Here is an 18,266-nt window from a genome sequence, read left to right as displayed (position 1 = left end):
TAATCCAGATTGCGCGAGGATAATAGTGTAGAAATGGAAGCGGCACATCAAAATGTGCCGCAGATTTATATGGGTATTTCGAAGACTTACATTCGAGGTGGTGCAGTACTGCCTCGAACCACTAAGCTGGCTTCTAGCAGACGCGAACCTGCTTGCACATCGTTGCCTTTTAGTAGGTCTAGCATCATCAACATCGCTTGGCGTCCAATCTCATAACGAGGTTGAGAAATGGTGGTTAGCGGTGGATCGCAGTACTGAGCGAATTGGATATCATCAAAGCCAACAACGGATAGATCTTGAGGCACTCGTAAGCCGAGTTTTTTCGCTTCTTGAATCGCACCAATGGCCATTGCATCGTTATGGCAGAAGATAGCGGTTGGCTGCTCTGGTAGCGCTAACAGTTGACGAACCGCTTGAGCTCCCGCTTCAAACGTAAAATCACCGACGGTGCTGTAGGCTGGGTTCATTGACACGCCCGCACGGCGCAGCGCTTGTTGGTAACCTTGCTGACGGAACTTACATAGGGTTGCTGACATTGGGCCGGAGATTTGAGCGATACGCTTATGACCCAATTGAGCAAGGTAGTTCACGGCTTCGAATGCAGAAGTCAGGTTATCGATGTGTACAGTAGGCAGTTCAAGTTCTGGAGCGAACTCACATGCCATTACCATAGGAGGCAGGTTCTTTTGTTCAGACTTACTGACATCGAATGGGTGGTCGGTGCCTAGTAGTAGCATGCCGTCCGCTTGTTTGGTGAAGACGAGATTAACAAACGAAGACTCACGTTTCTTCTGTTGACCGCTGTCACCCAGTAGAACAAGGTAATCATTTTCGACAGCAGCATCTTCGATACCACGAATGATTTCCGCGAAATACGGGTCACAGATATCAGGAACGATAGTAATGATGGTTTTTGATTCGTTGCGACGTAAATTTCTAGCTAATGTATTAGGTGAGTATCCAGCTTCAAGTACGGCTGTTTCCACTCGTTTGCGAGTCGAAACTGAGACTTTCTCAGGATTCATCAAAGCTCGTGATACGGTAGCCGTTGAGACGCCTGCTAGCTGGGCAACATCCTTCATTGTCGCCATAAATTAAACCCTCTTTTAAGTTCCTTTGTTGCCTAAGTATCTAAGGCGTGAATAATAAATGTAATCGAATAGATATTATGAAAGTGTTGCTAACACTTTTTTTATTGCAATATTTTATTCGTTTCATCTGCGTAAAGTTACGGCTAGATTAACAAAAATCGCATGACTCGTGTGAACTTGCTCACGAGAAATATGAAATATTTGTGAACAAACTTATCATTAGTTTTAACCCAAAGGGGTTTAGCTCAAATCCTGCGGCTCTATATCGAGTGACCAACGAACTTTTTTCGCAGCGGGTAACATATTAATTGCTGGCTTGGCACTCATTAATAGCTTCTGCATTAATGAGCGAGTCTGTGTTTGTAGAATTAACTGCCATCGAGCTTTACCCGCTCGCTTAGCCAATGGTGCTGGAGTTGGCCCTAATACCATGCAATATTGGTCAAACAGTGGATGAGATTCCAGTGTATGACGTACCTGACGTAAGAACTCTTCCACTAAGCGCGTGTCGTTCGCTTCTGCTCTGAACAGCGTCATAAAGGTGTAAGGCGGCAACATCGCCTGTTTGCGCTCTGCTAAGGCCGTTTGAGCAAAGTGGTGATAGTCTTTATGCAGTAGCGCCTGCAGTAAGCCGTGTTCCGGGTGGTGCGTTTGTAAGATCACCTCACCAGGCTTGCTTGCACGACCTGCGCGCCCCGCCACTTGAATGAATAGCTGAGCAAGGCGTTCAGAGGCTCGGAAGTCACTGCTGTATAAAGAGCCATCGACATCCAATAACGCCACGAGTGTCACGTCAGGGAAGTGGTGGCCTTTAGCTAACATCTGGGTGCCGATAAGAATCTGGTATTCACCTTTGCGAATCGATTCAAGCGCGCTCTCTAAACTGCCTTTACGGCGAGTGCTGTCTCGGTCAATACGAATGGTTTTGTATTCCGGGAATAGCTGACCAAGTTGTGCTTCCAACTGTTCTGTACCCACACCAACCGTTACCAAGTTTGCTGAACCACAGCCTTGGCAGTTATGCACAATATGCTGCTGCGAGCCACAGTGGTGGCAGCGCATTTCATTGCTGTATTGGTGATAGGTGTAGTAGGCGTCGCAGCGCTTACACTCGGCTGTCCAACCGCAATCGTGACACATTAATGCTGGAGAAAAGCCGCGGCGGTTGAGGAACAGCATTACCTGGTTACCTGATTTTAAGTGGCGTTGCATCTCGGCAATGAGTGACGCGGACAAACCACTTTCCAGATATTCGCCTTTCACATCCAACACTTTATTGGTGGTTGGCAACGCGACACCCGCACGTGAAGTCAGAGTCAGGTGACTGTACTTACCTATTTGCGCGTTGTGCAGGGTTTCGAAGGCTGGCGTTGCTGAGCCTAATACTACTGGAATCTGCGCTTTGTGCGCACGCATGATCGCCACATCTCTCGCATGGTAGCGCAGGCTATCTTGTTGTTTGTAAGAGGCGTCGTGCTCTTCATCGACAATAATAATGCCCAAATCTGCAAACGGTGTGAACAAAGCCGAACGGGTACCAATCACAATGCCTGCAATCTTATCGCGAGCCGATAGCCAAGCGTTCAGTCGCTCTGAATCGTTTAAACCAGAGTGGATAACCTCAACAGGCACATTAAAGCGTCGCTTAAAGCGGTTAATGGTTTGCGGTGTTAGGCCGATCTCTGGCACTAGCACTAACGCTTGTTTACCTTGGTCAAGAATCGGCTTAATCATATTCAGGTAGACCTCGGTCTTACCTGAACCTGTGACACCTTCGAGAAGGAAGCAACCAAAGTTGTTTTGACTATTTACTGTTGCAATTGCGATGGCTTGCTCTTCATTGAGCTTAGGTTTGTCTTGGTCGTTTTCGAGCTCGGCAGGCCAAGGTTGGCGCTTCGGCTTTTTCTCAACCGATTCAATCCAGCCTTTTTCTTCTAGCGTCTTGAGTACGGCGCTAGCCACTTCTTCATCAATGAACTCTTGATGAGGTACGGGACCGTGCTCAAGCATGTGCATCACTTTGGCTTGCTTAACGGCGCGACCAAATCCTTGCATCAGTTGGTCGCGGCCTGATGGCGTTAGCTGCCATTCGACGAGTGTTGCGAAGTCTGCTGCTTTGCCTTTGCGTAAAGCACTCGGTAGCGCATTAGCAAAGGTTTCGCCAAGAGGGTACTGATAGAACTGACTGCACCAGGTTAATAGTGAGTAGACAGATTCAGGCCAAACAGGTTGGTTATCCAATAGCGCTTTTATTGGCTTGAGCTTATCTAGCTCGAATTCGGATTCGTTAACTAGAGCCGTGACAATCCCAGTTAAGGTTTGTCGTCCAAAAGGCACAGAGACTCGACCACCAATAATCGGGAATAGGTGGTTTGGAATCTTGTAATCGAACTGCTTGTCGAGTGGAACAGGCAGCGCCACACGGGCAATCATTGGACGCATAAAGGGACGGCTTTATCTGAATTGACGAGAGCGAACAGTCTAAAGGATAAGGCGGTTAAATTCGAGAAGCAGTTTGAATGTGATGTGGCAGAGAAGCGGGTGAGGTTGGGGCCAAGCCAAGAATCACAGTCAGCAAAGGAAATAATGCCGATATTGGCGAAAAATGTATCAAATCAGTTGATCCTACTTCACAGATTCATTACTATACTGCGCCTTAAAGGTATGGCTTCGTCGCGCTTTAGTGATGAGCGGTGTCTTTATTTCTTTTTTAAACTACGTGTGGTGTGCGGCTTAGAATCGTATAGCGACACGGCCTACTTGAGGTTATCCCATGAAAGCTGGAATCCACCCAGAATACAAAGCAGTTACTGCTACTTGTTCTTGCGGCAACACTTTTGAGTTCAACTCAACGCTAGCAAAAGAATCAATCCACCTAGACGTATGTGACAAATGTCACCCGTTCTACACTGGTAAGCAACGTATCGTAGATACAGGCGGCCGTGTTGATCGCTTCAACAAGCGTTTCGGTGCTCTTTCTAGCAAGAAGTAATTCTCGCTATTTAGACATAAAAAGGACACTTCGGTGTCCTTTTTTGTTGCCTGAAATTCGAGAAAATACAAACTTTCCCTTCAAGCTTTCACTCTCTTCAACAGTAAGCCGCTTAACTGAATATTATCGGGTCATTCTTGGCTTATCGCTCACCACTGTAAATCCGCACGAAAGTTCAACAAGCGACAGTAATTTCAACTGCTCACTGGTCTTATTAGTAGTGAAATCTCGTTTTTTAATGAGACAGAGGCTTCAACCACCTAGGAACTTTGAAGTACATCCATTAACATGAACAAGATCCCCCAAATAATAATATCCTAGGAACCTACACCTATGTCTGAAGACAGCCGCCAAGATCAATCCTCTCAAGAATTATCACCTCAAGAACAATTCCGTCAGCAAGCTCTTGATTATCATGAGTTCCCAATTCCTGGCAAAATTGCCATTGAGCTGACGAAGCCTGCAAACTCTGCAGAAGACCTAGCACTTGCTTACAGCCCAGGTGTGGCTGAGCCAGTTCGTGAGATCGCACAGAACGTAGATAACGTTTACAAGTACACAGGTAAAGGCAACATGGTTGCAGTTATCTCTAACGGTACAGCGATTCTTGGCCTAGGTAACCTTGGTCCAATTGCTTCTAAACCAGTAATGGAAGGTAAAGCGCTACTGTTTAAGCGTTTCGCTGGTTTAGATTCTATCGATATTGAAGTAAAACACCGCACAATCGATGAGTTTGTCGATACAGTTGCGAACATCGCAGATACATTCGGCGGTATCAACCTAGAAGACATCAAAGCACCAGACTGTTTTGAAATTGAACGTCGCCTGATTGAGCGTTGTGATGTACCTGTATTCCACGATGACCAACACGGTACAGCGATCGTAACAGCAGCAGGTATGCTGAACGCGATCGAGCTTCAAGGTAAGAAGCTTGAAGAGTGTAAGATCGTTTGTTTAGGTGCTGGCGCAGCGGCGGTTGCTTGTATGGAGCTACTGATTAAGTGTGGCGCTCAGCGTGAGAAGATCTACATGCTTGACCGTAAAGGTGTGATCCACACTCGTCGTGATGATCTGAATGAATACAAAGAGCTATTCGCAAACAACACAGATAAGCGTACGCTTGAAGATGTTATCGAAGGTGCTGATCTATTCTTGGGCGTATCAGGTCCTAACCTGCTACCGGCAGAAGCACTAACATTAATGGCTGATAAGCCAGTTGTATTTGCATGTTCAAACCCAGATCCAGAGATCAAGCCAGAGCTTGCTCACGAAGTTCGTTCTGACCTTATTATGGGTACAGGCCGCAGTGATTACCCTAACCAAGTGAACAACGTACTTTGTTTCCCATTCATTTTCCGTGGTGCACTTGATGTGCGTGCAAGCGAAATCAATGACGAAATGAAGCTAGCAGCGGTTAAAGCGATTCGTGAACTGGCGAAAGAAGAAGTGCCAGCGGAAGTATTAAAAGCTGCGGGTGAGACGTCACTTGAGTTCGGTAAGGGTTACATCATTCCTAAGCCAATGGACCCACGTCTACTTCCTCGCGTAGCGAAAGCAGTAGCAGAAGCGGCCGTTGAATCTGGCGTTGCGCGTATCGAGATGCCTGCTAACTACATGGCATAGCAGCATATGGCGTAGTCGCTTGTTATAGCGGTTGCTCCATAGAGCACAAATAATAAAAACCGACTCATCTGGAGTCGGTTTTTTTATGTCTCTTATTCACAGAACACTGATAAGACGAATCAGTAATGTGAGCATTCAGCTAAAGCGAATCAATATTGAAGGCAGTGACTGAGTTATTGTTATTCTTCGTCAAACGCTTCGAACTCGATGCCCATCTCTGTCATCAGTTTTTTCACTTCAGCAGGAATATCATCTGGGCGGTCTTTACGAAGGTCTTCATCTGTTGGCAGTGGTTGGCCTGTGTACGCATGTAGAAAAGCTTCACACAGTAGCTCACTGTTTGTTGCATGGCGCAGGTTGTTGATCTGGCGGCGAGTACGCTCGTCAGTAAGCACCTTTAGCACTTTTAAAGGGATAGAAACTGTAATCTTCTTTACTTGTTCGCTTTTCTTTCCATGCTCAGCATATGGGCTTATGTATTCACCATTCCAGTCGGCCATTGCGTACCTTCATCACTTTAGTTGTTAGATTAAATTAATAGTGGTGATTTTAGCGGGATTTACCGCCATAAGCAAAGACATATAGACGTCTAGAAGTGTTGACGTCTCACGTTTATGAAAGTAAAGTGAATAACATATATCTAACACAGCCGCAAAATGCCGACAAGCAGCTGTGATTCTCAGACGCAAAACTTGTAAGGAAGCACCTATGAGCAGCCGGAAGCCAGCAACAATCGCAGTACGTACTGGTATCGAGTCAGACACGCAACACCATGCCGTTGTCCCACCTATTTATCTTTCGACTAACTATGGGTTTCCCGCTTTTGGTGAAGTGCCAAAGTACGATTACACCCGTTCAGGTAACCCAAACCGCGGTTTATTAGAAACGGCACTGTTTGAGCTTGAATCGGGCAAAGGTGCAGTGGTTACTAACTGCGGTACTTCTGCACTTAACTTATGGGTTTCTGCTTTCTTAGGCAGTGATGATCTGATTGTCGCACCACACGACTGCTATGGTGGTACTTACCGTCTGTTTAACACTCGCTCACTAAAAGGTGACTTCAAAGTTCTGTTTGTTGATCAATCGGATCAAGCGGCACTGGATGCGGCGATCGCGCTTAAGCCAAAGTTGATCTTAATTGAAACACCATCGAATCCTTTAGTTCGTGTAGTTGATATTGCAGAAACTTGCCGTAAAGCGAAAGAGGTTGGTGCTCTGGTTGCTGTCGACAATACGTTTTTGACACCAGTGTTCCAAAAGCCTTTAGAGCTGGGTGCGGATTTTGTTATCCACTCAACTACTAAATACATCAACGGACATTCAGATGTGATTGGTGGTGTGGTGATCACTAAAACAGAAGAGCACGCTGAAGAGCTAGCATGGTGGGGTAACTGTATTGGTGCGACCGGCACACCATTTGATAGCTACATGACGCTACGTGGCATTCGTACGTTAGGTGCTCGTATGCGAGTTCACGAAGAGAGTTCATGTGAAATTCTGGCGTCTCTGCAGCAGCAAGATCTCGTTGGTACTATTTACCACCCAAGCCTTCCTGAACACCCAGGTCATGATATCGCGAAGAAGCAGCAGTCTGGCTTTGGTTCAATGCTGAGTTTTGAGTTTGCGGGCTCATTCGAGGCGCTTAAGTACTTTGTCGATAAGTTAGAGCTGTTCTCTTTGGCGGAGTCGCTGGGCGGTGTTGAAAGCTTGATTTGTCACCCTGCGTCGATGACGCACCGTGCGATGGGTGAAGAAGCACTGGCAGAAGCGGGCGTTTCTCAACAGTTGCTGCGTCTTTCTGTTGGCCTTGAAGATGCTGAAGACTTGATTGATGACCTCAAGCAAGCGTTTGAAAAAACACAAGGCTTTATCGCTGAAGGGGAGGGGTAACAATGGCAACCTTTCGCCAGCTACATAAATTTGGTGGTAGCAGTTTAGCAGACCCTGAGTGTTACTTACGCGTGGTCAACATTCTTAGAGAGTATTCATCAGCAACAGACTTAGTGGTTGTTTCGGCAGCAGGCAAAACCACTAACCGTTTGATTGAGTTTGTAGAAGCGCTTGATAAAGATGGGCGTATTGCTCATGAGTGCCTACAAACCCTTCGTCAGTTCCAGCTTGAACTGATTGAAGCACTGCTTGAAGGTGAGCCTGCAGAGCAACTTACGGCGACTATCCAACAAGAATTTACCGCTTTGGGCGAGCTAACGGCTCCTCTAAGCGAAGCACAAAAAGCACAAGTCCTAGGTCACGGTGAAGTTTGGTCTTCACGTCTGTTAGCTGCTTTGTTGTGTCAACATGATTTACAAGCTGTCGCACAAGATGCTCGTGCTTTCTTACGTGCAGAAGTGGGCGCTCAGCCTGAAGTGGATCGTGCTCGTTCTTATCCTCTGATTAAAGAAGCGTTAGCGCAACATGCCCATTGTCGTGTGGTGATTACCGGCTTTATGGCGCAAAACACTGAAGGTGAAACCGTATTACTTGGTCGCAATGGTTCAGACTATTCAGCAACCGTGATTGGCGCTTTAGCTGAAGTGGATCGCGTAACGATTTGGAGTGATGTAGCAGGTGTATACAGTGCTGACCCTCGCTTGGTGTCGGATGCGTGTTTACTGCCTCTACTTCGTCTTGATGAAGCAAGTGAACTCGCTCGTCTTGCCGCACCTGTGCTTCATAGCCGCACACTACAGCCAGTCGCGCAAAGTGCGATGGATCTGAGCTTGCGTTGCAGCTATCAGCCAGAATCTGGTTCGACTCAAATTGAGCGTGTTCTGGCATCGGGTCGCGGTGCAAAAATCATTACCTCTCTGGATGAAGTGCTTATCGTGCAACTGACGTTTGGTCACGGGCACGATTTCGACCGCTTAGAAAGTGAAGTGCTTGAAGGGCTTAAGCGTGCTCAACTAGAGCCACTTGCCTATGAGCTAGAACCGGATCAACACTGCTTGCGTCTCGCGTATACAGAAGAGATCGCTGGTGGCGCTCTAGAGTACCTGCAAGATCACGCTATTGAAGCTGAGATTAAGCTGAAAGAGGGCTTCTCTCTTATTGCTGCTGTAGGTGCGGGCGTAACGAAGAACCCGAACCACTGCTACGGTTTTTATCAGCAGCTAAAGAGTTCATCGGTTGAGTTTATCTCTGAAGCGAACTCTGGTCTGAGTTTAGTGGCAGTGATTCGTAAGAGTGAAACATCGAGCCTAGTGAAGGGCATTCACTCTCAACTATTCCAAGCGCAGAAGCGTGTTGCGATTGCCTTGTGTGGTAAGGGTAACATTGGTTCAAGCTGGTTAAGCCTGTTTGCTGAGCAAAAGGCTGAGCTCGAAAAGCGTCGCGGAATGAACTTTGAATTGGTTGCTGTGGTTGATAGCCAAACCTATTGGTTCGACGACCAAGGTATTGATGCAACCTCTGTCGGTGAGCGCTTTGATGACGAAGCGATTGCTAACAATGGAAACGACTGGCTGGAGCGTTTAGGCTCTATTCAGGGCTACGACGAAGCTGTGGTTTTGGATGTTACTGCCAGCCAAGCTCTTGCAGAAAAGTATCTACAGATTGCTCAGCAAGGCATTCACTTGATCTCGGCGAACAAGGTGGCAGGCTCCGCATCAAGCGAGTATTACCATCAGGTTCAAGATGCGTTTGCTAAGATCAGCCGTCACTGGTTGTACAACGCGACCGTTGGTGCGGGCTTACCAATTAACCACACGGTACGTGACCTACGTGAAAGTGGCGACGATATTATTGCGCTGTCGGGTATCTTCTCAGGCACTTTGTCTTGGTTGTTCCAGCAGTTTGATGGCACGGTGCCGTTCAGCGAGCTGGTGGATTTAGCATGGCAACAAGGCCTGACAGAACCAGACCCTCGTGCTGACCTCGATGGTTCAGACGTGATGCGTAAGTTGGTTATTCTGGCTCGTGAGTCGGGCTTAGATATCGAACCTGAAAACGTAAAAGTGGAATCACTGGTCCCTGAAGAGCTGCAAGACCTATCGGTGGATGACTTCTTTGACAAAGCTTCTGTGCTGAGTGAGGAGTTGGCTGAGCGTTTGGAGAAAGCGCATTCTCAGCAAAAGGTACTACGTTACGTCGCGCGTTTAGAGAAGAACGGCAAAGCAACCGTAGGTGTTGAAGCGTTATCGAAAGAGCACGCTCTGGCGAACTTGCTGCCTTGCGACAATATCTTTGCGATTGAGAGTAAATGGTACAAAGATAACCCATTGGTTATTCGTGGCCCAGGTGCTGGACGTGAAGTGACGGCTGGTGCAATTCAGTCTGATTTGAACCGAATGTCGAGCCTGTTCTAATACTCAAATCATTTGCTATGGCACTTAAATAGCATACTATTCACTAAGATAAATAAGGCTGAAAGCACGATGTGTTTCTCAGCCTTTTTTCTTCCTTATTTCTGCTTTGCGACCCATCTAACGACTTGAGTTTTACTCACGATCTACTTGAAAAAAATTCATAATGGATCTGTTGACATTAAATCGTATTCAATACATCCTGTGGACATATAGACGTCTAAACGTCGTTTGAGGATTTGAGATTTTAGTGGTTGCTTTTGCCACAGGGAGAGTAAGATGGGATACACACACGCTAGTCATATCGACGCTTTAAATCAGAATATCGCTGAGCTTTCTGACAACATCAATGTGTCATTTGAGTTTTTTCCACCAAGCAGTGAAAAGATGGAAGAGACCCTGTGGAATTCTGTTCACCGTCTTAAAACGCTTCAACCAAAATTTGTATCAGTGACCTACGGTGCAAACTCGGGTGAGCGTGACCGTACCCACTCAATCATTAAAGAAATCAAGAACCAAACAGGTCTAGTTGCTGCGCCGCACCTAACGTGTATTGATGCGAGTCGCGAAGAGCTGATTCAAATTGCTGACGATTACTGGGCAAATGGCATTGAGAGTATCGTTGCGCTGCGTGGTGATATTCCACCAGGTGGCGGAGCGCCTGAGATGTACGCATCTGACCTCGTTGAGCTACTCAAGTCTCGTCACGACTTTGATATTTCAGTGGCGGCATTCCCAGAGGTTCACCCTGAAGCGAAAAGCGCTCAATCAGATCTTATCAACCTAAAACGTAAAGTGGATGCCGGTGCAAACCGTGCCATCACTCAGTTCTTCTTTGATGTAGAGAGCTATCTACGTTTCCGTGACCGCTGTGTAGCGGCTGGCGTTGATGTTGAGATTGTACCGGGTATCTTACCAGTTTCTAACTTTAAGCAAGCGTCTCGCTTTGCTGCGATGAATAACGTAAAAGTACCAGGCTGGATGGCGAAGCAATTTGAAGGCTTGGATGATGATCCAACGACTCGTCAGCTTGTTGGTGCTAGCCAAGCGATTGATATGGTTCGTACACTGAGCCGTGAAGGTGTGAAAGACTTCCACTTCTACACGCTAAACCGTGCAGAAATGACTTACGCACTTTGCCACACGTTAGGTGTTCGTCCGCAAGTCGCTGCGCTTTAAGTAAAGCTTAAGCTCCTGTAAAGCATCGCTGTTTAATTCAAATCCTATAGATACAAAAAAGGCTTGGACTCTAAGAGTTCAAGCCTTTTATTTTTCTATCAACTTCTAGCTTCTAGCTTCTGCTTAAGCGATAGCACCAAGTTCAAGCAGTACTTCTTCAGCCCATACAATCCATGCTTCACGGATAAGTAGGTTACGACGAAGCGTTAGACGCTCAAGACGAGCTTGCTTGTCTAGCGTTGCTGGTGTTGCGTAGTAAGCCGCTTCGATTTCACGGTAATGAGAAACCAATTTGCGAGATTCTTCTACAAGTTCAGAAAGTTGTACACGGTACGCGTCAGAAGGTTGTACAGCACAAGCCATTAGCTTAGCTGAGAATTCGTCACGAACCGTTGGGTGTGCAGTCGGCTGTTCAAACCATTCACCCAGAGCACTACGGCCAGCATCGGTGATAGAGTAAACTTTACGATCAGGTTTGCCTTCTTGAGGTTCAAGCACGCAAGTTACCTGTTCGTTCTGAGCCATTTTATTTAGCTCACGGTAAACTTGTTGATGGCTAGCTTTCCAGAAGTAACCGATGCTTGCAGAGAATTCTTTTGTGATATCGTAACCAGTAGCGTCGCGTGTACTTAGAACGGTTAAAATTACGTGTGGTAATGACATGTCTGAAATCCAAATGGTAAACAGTAAACAAATACTTAAACATCAAGTGTGCTTCTAGTGGCACGTTATATTGGTTATGTTTAAGTTGTACCAACTCATGGGTTGGTTATGTCACCTTACAAAGCCGTTTATCACCTAGGTCGACCAGTTTATTGGTCAAAGTACTGCAGATTATGATTTTTGAGTGTTTCCGCAGTGGAGCAGTAGTATATCTAAATAATAAGCATAAAGTAGAATACATGGATAAAATAACCCAAAAAACTGATAAAAAACTCATCATGGTCATTTTGTTGAAATAAAAAGGTCGCACGAGGCGACCTTTTGTCTATCTTATAGTAGAAATCACTAATTAACCGGTGTTTCGCATGCCTGCAGCAATGCCTGCAATAGTCACCATTAGCGCCTCTTCTAACTCAGCTGGTGGTGTTTCGCACTTACGAGTACGGTACAGCAGCTCAGCTTGAAGCATGTTCAATGGCTCTACGTAGATGTTACGTAGGCGAATCGACTCAAGCCCCCAAGGGTCGCTCTGCATCAGGTTCTCGTTGTTCTCTACATTGAGTACGGCTTTGATGTCTTTTTGTAGCTGCTCACGCAGTAACTCACCCAGAGGCAATAGCTCTTCGTCAACAAGACGTTGGTCGTAATACTTCGCAATTTCCATGTTGCACTTCGAGTACACCATTTCCAACATACCCAAACGAGTTGAGAAGAATGGCCATTCACGACACATCTCTTCAAGTAGCGCTTGATGCCCTTGGTCAACTGAGTATTGAATCGCTTCACCAGCACCTAACCATGCAGGAAGTACCAAGCGGTTCTGGCTCCAAGAGAAGATCCATGGAATCGCACGTAGGCTTTCTACGCCGCCGTTCGGGTTACGCTTCGCAGGGCGAGAACCAAGAGGCAGTTTGCCTAGCTCCAGTTCAGGTGTCGCTTGACGGAAGTAAGGAACAAATTTCTCTTCGCCACGAACCACGTTACGGTAAGCCTCACAAGAGACTTGAGACAGCACTTCCATTAGGTCACGCCACTCTTGTTTTGGCTCTGGTGGCGGCAGAAGGTTCGCTTCTAGAATCGCACTTGCGTAAAGGTTGAAGCTGTTTACAGCAACATCTGGCAAGCCAAGCTTAAAGCGGATCATTTCGCCTTGCTCAGTTACACGTAAACCGCCTTTCAAGCTCTTAGGTGGCTGAGAAAGAAGAGCGGCGTGCGCTGGCGCACCACCACGACCAACCGTACCGCCACGACCGTGGAATAGAGTCAGTTCTATGCCTTCTTCATCACAAACCTTAACTAGCTTATCCATTGCATCGTATTGAGCCCAACCAGCAGACATTACACCCGCATCTTTCGCTGAGTCAGAGTATCCGATCATCACCATTTGGTGATTCTGGATAAAGCCACGGTACAAATCGATGCTCATTAGCTGTTTCATTACTGCTTCTGAGTTGTTCAAGTCGTCTAGCGTTTCGAACAGTGGGCACACGTCCATGCGGTATGGGCAGCCACATTCTTGCAGTAGCAAGTGAACAGCCAGTACATCTGATGCTGTACGCGCCATAGAAATCACGTAAGCACCGAAGGCTTCACGAGGTTGAGCAGCAATGACCTTACAGGTGTCTAAAACCTCTTTAACCTGTTCAGATGGCTCCCAATCGCGAGGAAGCAGCGGGCGCTTAGAGCTCAATTCATTGGTTAAGAAAGCAATCTTGTCTTGCTCGCTCCATTGGTCATAATCGCCAATGCCTAAGTAGCGAGTCAGTTCAGACAGCACATCTGAGTGACGGGTACTTTCTTGACGAACATCGAGACGTACTAGGTGCACACCGAATGCTTTTAAGCGGCGCAGGGTATCCAGTAGGGAGCCATCCGCGATTACGCCCATGCCACATTCGTGCAGTGATTGGTAACAGGCGTAAAGCGGTGTCCAAAGTTGGTCGATGTTCTGTAGTGTTTCTTTCTTCGGAACCTCGGTGTCATGCAGTTTTGCATCCAGCACTTCTAGCGTGTTGTTCAGTAGAGTGCGTAGGTTCTTCAGGATTGCACGGTAAGCTTCGTGCTCATCACCGGCTAGTTCACGAACCGCATCATTACACTTGGTCATCGACAGTTCGGTAATCAGCTCGTTTACGTCACCTAGGTAAAGGTCAGCGGCTTTCCAGCGAGATAGGCGCAGAACCTCTTTGGTAATAGTGTGCGTTACGAATGGGTTACCATCGCGGTCACCGCCCATCCAAGATGAGAAGTGAACTGGACGTGCATCAATCGGCAGGCCTTCACCAAGGTAGCCTTTAAGTCGACCATCCATTTCACGCAGGAAATCAGGCACAGCTTCCCATAGCGAGTTTTCTACAACCGCAAACCCCCATTTAGCTTCATCAAGTGGTGTTGGGCGTTGCTGACGAATCACATCAGAGTGCCAACCTTGAGCGATAAGTTGCTCTAGGCGACGTTCGGTTTTCACGCGCTCTTTGTGTGATAGGTCGCTTAATTCTAATTTAGACAGACACTCGTTGATCTTCACCAGCTTGTTGATCATGGTGCGACGAGTGATTTCTGTTGGGTGTGCAGTCAAAACGAGCTCAATGTTCAGGTCGCGAACAGCTTGAGCTGCATCTAGCTTGCTGATGTCGTTTTGGTTTAATTTGGAAAATAGAGATTGCAGCACGTCTGGTTCGCAAACATGCTCCTCACAGTGGCGAGAGATGGTGTGGTATTGCTCTGCCATGTTGGTGAGGTTGAGAAATTGGTTAAATGCACGAGCAACAGGAGTGAGTTGTTCGTTCGGCAGGTTTTTGATTTCTTCAACTAGGCTGTCACGGTCAGCTTTGTTGCCTGCGCGGGCGGATTTGGAAAGTTTACGGATAGTTTCCACTTTCTCTAAGATAACGTCACCATGTGCATCTTGGATTGTGTTACCTAGCAAGCGTCCCAGCATGCTTACGTTACTCTTGAGAGCGGCGTATTTCTCGTTCATTGTCATCCTGCCTCGTAAAAAAATTACATCCATTGTTCCTTGTTAAGTACACAATCTAGCGAAAACTGCTGTATCTAGTCAAATAAAGCATTCTAAGTTTGCAATTATTAGTTTTCGAAATGCGGGAGAAGTAAATTTCCCAAGACTTCGGAATAAAGTGAAATTTAATTACAAGATCAGGCTTTGGCAGGGATAACAGAATAAAAGCCACCTTTTAGGGCAGCTTTTATAAAAAAGTATCGCAAGGGTGGCAATAACTAGAAACAATATTTACGAATAGATTTACTCAGTACGTCAATCGTTGGGTCGATAAAATCAAAGCTTAAGAATTCATCCGGTTGGTGAGCTTGGTCAATTGAGCCCGGACCCAGAACTAAGGTTGGGCAAAGTTCTTGAAGGAAAGGTGCTTCGGTACAGTAGTTCACGGTTTGTGATTCAGTTTCGCAAACGGATTCCATGCCGCCGATAAATGGGTGGTCGTGCTGACACTCGTAACCTGGGATAGGTTCGTGCAGTGGCGTAATCTCAATTCTGCCCGGCCACTTCGCTTCCACTTCTTTGAGTGCGCTGCGCAGCATGTTATCTAAACCGTCTAAGCTGATACCCGGTAAAGGGCGCACGTCGTAGTGCAGTTCACAACAACCACAAATACGGTTAGCGCTGTCACCACCATGAATATGACCTAGGTTTAGTGTCGGGCTTGGAATAGCGAACCCTGGGTGGTGGTACTCTTTAATTAATTTGTCGCGCAGCTGCATCAAAGCAAACAGCACTTCATGCATGATTTCGATAGCGTTAACGCCAAATGCTGGATCTGAAGAGTGACCTGATTTACCGGTTACGCGCACTGCATTCGCCACGTGACCTTTGTGCCCGCGAATCGGTACTAGGCTGGTCGGTTCACCAATGATGCAGTAATCCGGTTTAAACGGTGCGTTTTCAGTGAAATGACGCGCACCTAGCATGGTGGTCTCTTCATCACAGGTTGCCAATACATAAAGTGGCTTCGCCTGTTTACTCCAATCCATCTTTCTTACTGCTTCATAGATAAAGGCGAAAAAGCCTTTCATGTCGGCAGTACCTAATCCGTAGAAGCGATTGTTGTGTTCTGTCAGTGCGTGAGGGTCGAAATTCCAACGCCCTTCATCAAATGGCACGGTATCACTATGTCCAGCCAGCAATAAGCCGCCTTCGCCTGAGCCCATTTTTGCGATCATATTATGCTTGCCAGGCTCAACTTCCACGACTTCTGCGCTAAAGCCCAGATCTTTAAACCATTGAGCCATTTTTTCGATCACTTTCTCGTTGCCATGATCCCAGCTTGGATCCGTAGAACTAATAGAGTCGGTGGAAATTAGGCCTTTATAGACCTCAAGGAAACTCGGTAATTGCATAATATCTTCACTTCTACTATTGACAGGAAAACTATAAGTCGGTAAAACACATATTAAATCATATTTAATGCATAAGAAATCAAATAAAGCTAAAAATTAAGTATGAATAGTCAAATTTTGAAATGTAACTTACCTCAGAAATGGATGTGTTGAGATGTTGAAAACCACGATCATTGGCGCAAGCGGCTACACAGGAGCAGAACTGGCTCTAATGATAAACAGACACCCTGAGCTCACGCTATCAGGTTTGTATGTCTCAGCCAATAGTGTAGACGCAGGTAAACCTATTGCAGCACTGCACGGTAAGTTAGCGGGCTTGATTGATATGCCAGTACAGCCATTAACGAATCCAGAAGAAGTGGCAAAGCAGTCTGATGTGATTTTCCTAGCGACAGCACATGAAGTGAGTCATGACCTAGCTCCTATCTTTCTAGAGAATGATTGCCAAGTATTCGACCTATCAGGTGCTTTTAGAGTTAAAGGCGAAAACTTCTACCAAGAGTTTTACGGCTTTGAACACCAACATGAACAGTGGCTAGATAAAGCGGCTTACGGTTTAGCGGAATGGAATGAGCAAGAGATTAAAGAAGCTCAGCTTGTTGCAGTCGCAGGTTGTTACCCAACGGCATCACAACTGGCGATTAAGCCTTTAGTTGAAGCTAAGTTACTGGACGAGAACCAGTGGCCTGTGATTAACGCGACCAGCGGGGTTACTGGAGCGGGTCGTAAGGCGACCATGGTCAACAGCTTCTGCGAAGTGAGCCTGCAAGCTTACGGCGTATTCAATCACCGTCATCAACCTGAAATGGCAGCACATTTAGGATGTGATGTGATTTTCACTCCGCACCTCGGCAACTTTAAGCGCGGTATTTTGGCGACCATCACAATGAAATTGGCTGAAGGCGTGACAGAGCAACAGATACAAGATGCCTTTGAGCAAGCTTACCAAGGTAAACCTGCGGTGAGATTACTCGAAGAGACATTGCCAAGAATTCAAGATGTAGAGCAGACGCCTTTCTGCGACTTAGGTTGGAAGGTTCAAGGTCAGCACATCATCGTTGTTTCAGCGATTGATAACTTATTAAAGGGTGCATCTAGCCAAGCGATGCAGTGTTTGAATTTACGTTATGGTTTTGCGCCATTAACTGCGTTAGTGTAAGGAAATCTAGATATGAGCCTTAATAATCAACCATTAATCATAAAGTTAGGTGGCGCTGCGCTATCTTGTGGTGAAACACTTAGCAAGTTATTTGGTGCTATCTCTGCTTACCAACAACAGGCACAACGACCAATCGTGATTGTTCACGGCGGCGGTTACCTTGTTGATGATTTGATGAATAAGTTGAACCTCGAAACCGTTAAGAAAGAAGGGCTACGTGTTACTCCTTATGACCAGATCCCTGTGATCGCTGGTGCACTAGCAGGCACGGCCAACAAACTACTTCAAGGTCAGGCGATTAAAGACGGTATCAATGCCGTTGGTTTGAGCCTTGCAGACGGTGGTTTATGCAAAGTGAGTGAACTGAACCCTGAACTGGGCGCGGTAGGAAAAGCGGAGCCGGGCGACTCAACCGTTCTGCAAGCGATTCTTAATGCGGGCGCACTGCCAATTATTAGTTCAATTGGTCTTACTGAGCAAGGACAACTGATGAATGTGAATGCAGACCAAGCAGCAGTAGCCGTTGCTGGTGCACTTGATGCTGAGCTGGTACTGCTTTCTGATGTAAGTGGCGTACTAGATGGCAAAGGTCACCTAATTCCAAGCCTTAACCAGCAGCAAGCTGATGAGCTTATCGAAGGGAAAGTGATTACTGACGGCATGATCGTGAAGGTTCAAGCCGCACTAGAAGCTGCTAACGACCTTGGACGACCAATCGAAGTCGCTACGTGGCGATACCCAGAAAAGCTAACACAACTGTTTTCAGGTAAAAGCATAGGAACACAGTTTTTACCTCAGTAGGCCTCACTGCGAGTCACTACTTAAAGAATTTAGACAAATTAAATAAACATATAATTATGAAGTCATTTCCAACGCTGACCGCC

13 protein-coding genes are annotated in these 18,266 nt (G+C 46.5%); 7 read left to right on the top strand and 6 right to left on the bottom strand.

Annotated elements, in window-relative coordinates; genetic code table 11:
* Positions 1-86: 86 nt before the first annotated feature.
* Complete coding sequence (cytR, locus tag F0228_RS12615) at positions 87-1,091, bottom strand: DNA-binding transcriptional regulator CytR (protein WP_008219665.1); 1,005 nt, start codon at positions 1,089-1,091, stop codon at positions 87-89.
* A 240-nt stretch (positions 1,092-1,331) separates the two neighbouring features.
* Entirely contained in the window at positions 1,332-3,533 is a 2,202-nt protein-coding gene (gene priA / locus F0228_RS12610; RefSeq protein ID WP_061033611.1) for a primosomal protein N', read from the bottom strand.
* A 331-nt stretch (positions 3,534-3,864) separates the two neighbouring features.
* Here priA and rpmE point away from each other — a divergent pair, with 331 nt between their 5' ends.
* Together rpmE and F0228_RS12600 are read left to right on the top strand one after the other, a co-directional pair.
* Positions 3,865-4,083 (top strand): 50S ribosomal protein L31, encoded by a 219-nt coding sequence (rpmE, locus tag F0228_RS12605; protein ID WP_004737142.1) that lies wholly within the window; start codon positions 3,865-3,867, stop codon positions 4,081-4,083.
* 333 nt (positions 4,084-4,416) lie between these two features.
* The gene (locus F0228_RS12600) at positions 4,417-5,706 is read left to right on the top strand and encodes a malic enzyme-like NAD(P)-binding protein (RefSeq protein ID WP_008219668.1); all 1,290 of its coding nucleotides are present in this window, start codon (positions 4,417-4,419) and stop codon (positions 5,704-5,706) included.
* Between the two features lie 179 nt (positions 5,707-5,885).
* Here F0228_RS12600 and metJ read toward each other — a convergent pair whose 3' ends face one another.
* Entirely contained in the window at positions 5,886-6,206 is a 321-nt protein-coding gene (metJ, locus tag F0228_RS12595) for a met regulon transcriptional regulator MetJ (protein WP_004415993.1), read from the bottom strand.
* A gap of 208 nt (positions 6,207-6,414) precedes the next feature.
* Here metJ and F0228_RS12590 point away from each other — a divergent pair, with 208 nt between their 5' ends.
* The 3 genes from F0228_RS12590 (at position 6,415) to metF (ending at position 11,186) form a co-directional block, all read left to right on the top strand.
* Entirely contained in the window at positions 6,415-7,596 is a 1,182-nt protein-coding gene (locus F0228_RS12590) for an O-succinylhomoserine (thiol)-lyase (RefSeq protein WP_171731009.1), read from the top strand.
* Positions 7,597-7,598: 2 nt separating this feature from the next.
* Positions 7,599-10,010: a bifunctional aspartate kinase/homoserine dehydrogenase II gene (locus F0228_RS12585; protein ID WP_061033613.1), complete on the top strand. Its 2,412-nt coding sequence runs from the start codon at positions 7,599-7,601 to the stop codon at positions 10,008-10,010.
* Between the two features lie 276 nt (positions 10,011-10,286).
* Positions 10,287-11,186 (top strand): methylenetetrahydrofolate reductase, encoded by a 900-nt coding sequence (metF, locus tag F0228_RS12580; protein ID WP_004737146.1) that lies wholly within the window; start codon positions 10,287-10,289, stop codon positions 11,184-11,186.
* Positions 11,187-11,309: 123 nt separating this feature from the next.
* Here metF and F0228_RS12575 read toward each other — a convergent pair whose 3' ends face one another.
* The 3 genes from F0228_RS12575 to argE form a co-directional block, all read right to left on the bottom strand.
* Positions 11,310-11,849, bottom strand: coding sequence for a PadR family transcriptional regulator (locus F0228_RS12575; protein WP_008219678.1), 540 nt, complete (start codon positions 11,847-11,849; stop codon positions 11,310-11,312).
* Positions 11,850-12,198: 349 nt separating this feature from the next.
* Positions 12,199-14,835: a phosphoenolpyruvate carboxylase gene (ppc, locus tag F0228_RS12570; protein ID WP_171731011.1), complete on the bottom strand. Its 2,637-nt coding sequence runs from the start codon at positions 14,833-14,835 to the stop codon at positions 12,199-12,201.
* Between the two features lie 251 nt (positions 14,836-15,086).
* Entirely contained in the window at positions 15,087-16,223 is a 1,137-nt protein-coding gene (gene argE / locus F0228_RS12565) for an acetylornithine deacetylase (RefSeq protein WP_171762288.1), read from the bottom strand.
* A gap of 154 nt (positions 16,224-16,377) precedes the next feature.
* On the opposite strand from argE, the gene argC reads away from it, so the two are divergent.
* Together argC and argB are read left to right on the top strand one after the other, a co-directional pair.
* Positions 16,378-17,382, top strand: coding sequence for an N-acetyl-gamma-glutamyl-phosphate reductase (argC, locus tag F0228_RS12560; protein WP_017063685.1), 1,005 nt, complete (start codon positions 16,378-16,380; stop codon positions 17,380-17,382).
* A 12-nt stretch (positions 17,383-17,394) separates the two neighbouring features.
* Positions 17,395-18,183, top strand: coding sequence for an acetylglutamate kinase (gene argB, locus F0228_RS12555; protein ID WP_116871575.1), 789 nt, complete (start codon positions 17,395-17,397; stop codon positions 18,181-18,183).
* Positions 18,184-18,266: the final 83 nt, after the last annotated feature.

This window comes from Vibrio sp. 99K-1 (assembly GCF_013114585.1).
Taxonomy (GTDB): Bacteria; Pseudomonadota; Gammaproteobacteria; order Enterobacterales; family Vibrionaceae; genus Vibrio; species Vibrio chagasii_B.
The sequence above is the reverse complement of the archived record's forward strand: the minus strand, read 5'-3'. Positions and strand labels throughout refer to the sequence as shown.

What these genes read in the sequence shown, in the direction of transcription:
- cytR (WP_008219665.1), bottom strand. Translation starts at nt 1,091, where the DNA reads ATGGCGACAATGAAGGATGTTGCCCAGCTAGCAGGCGTCTCAACGGCT.
- priA (WP_061033611.1), bottom strand. Translation starts at nt 3,533, where the DNA reads ATGCGTCCAATGATTGCCCGTGTGGCGCTGCCTGTTCCACTCGACAAG.
- rpmE (WP_004737142.1), top strand. Translation starts at nt 3,865, where the DNA reads ATGAAAGCTGGAATCCACCCAGAATACAAAGCAGTTACTGCTACTTGT.
- F0228_RS12600 (WP_008219668.1), top strand. Translation starts at nt 4,417, where the DNA reads ATGTCTGAAGACAGCCGCCAAGATCAATCCTCTCAAGAATTATCACCT.
- metJ (WP_004415993.1), bottom strand. Translation starts at nt 6,206, where the DNA reads ATGGCCGACTGGAATGGTGAATACATAAGCCCATATGCTGAGCATGGA.
- F0228_RS12590 (WP_171731009.1), top strand. Translation starts at nt 6,415, where the DNA reads ATGAGCAGCCGGAAGCCAGCAACAATCGCAGTACGTACTGGTATCGAG.
- F0228_RS12585 (WP_061033613.1), top strand. Translation starts at nt 7,599, where the DNA reads ATGGCAACCTTTCGCCAGCTACATAAATTTGGTGGTAGCAGTTTAGCA.
- metF (WP_004737146.1), top strand. Translation starts at nt 10,287, where the DNA reads ATGGGATACACACACGCTAGTCATATCGACGCTTTAAATCAGAATATC.
- F0228_RS12575 (WP_008219678.1), bottom strand. Translation starts at nt 11,849, where the DNA reads ATGTCATTACCACACGTAATTTTAACCGTTCTAAGTACACGCGACGCT.
- ppc (WP_171731011.1), bottom strand. Translation starts at nt 14,835, where the DNA reads ATGACAATGAACGAGAAATACGCCGCTCTCAAGAGTAACGTAAGCATG.
- argE (WP_171762288.1), bottom strand. Translation starts at nt 16,223, where the DNA reads ATGCAATTACCGAGTTTCCTTGAGGTCTATAAAGGCCTAATTTCCACC.
- argC (WP_017063685.1), top strand. Translation starts at nt 16,378, where the DNA reads ATGTTGAAAACCACGATCATTGGCGCAAGCGGCTACACAGGAGCAGAA.
- argB (WP_116871575.1), top strand. Translation starts at nt 17,395, where the DNA reads ATGAGCCTTAATAATCAACCATTAATCATAAAGTTAGGTGGCGCTGCG.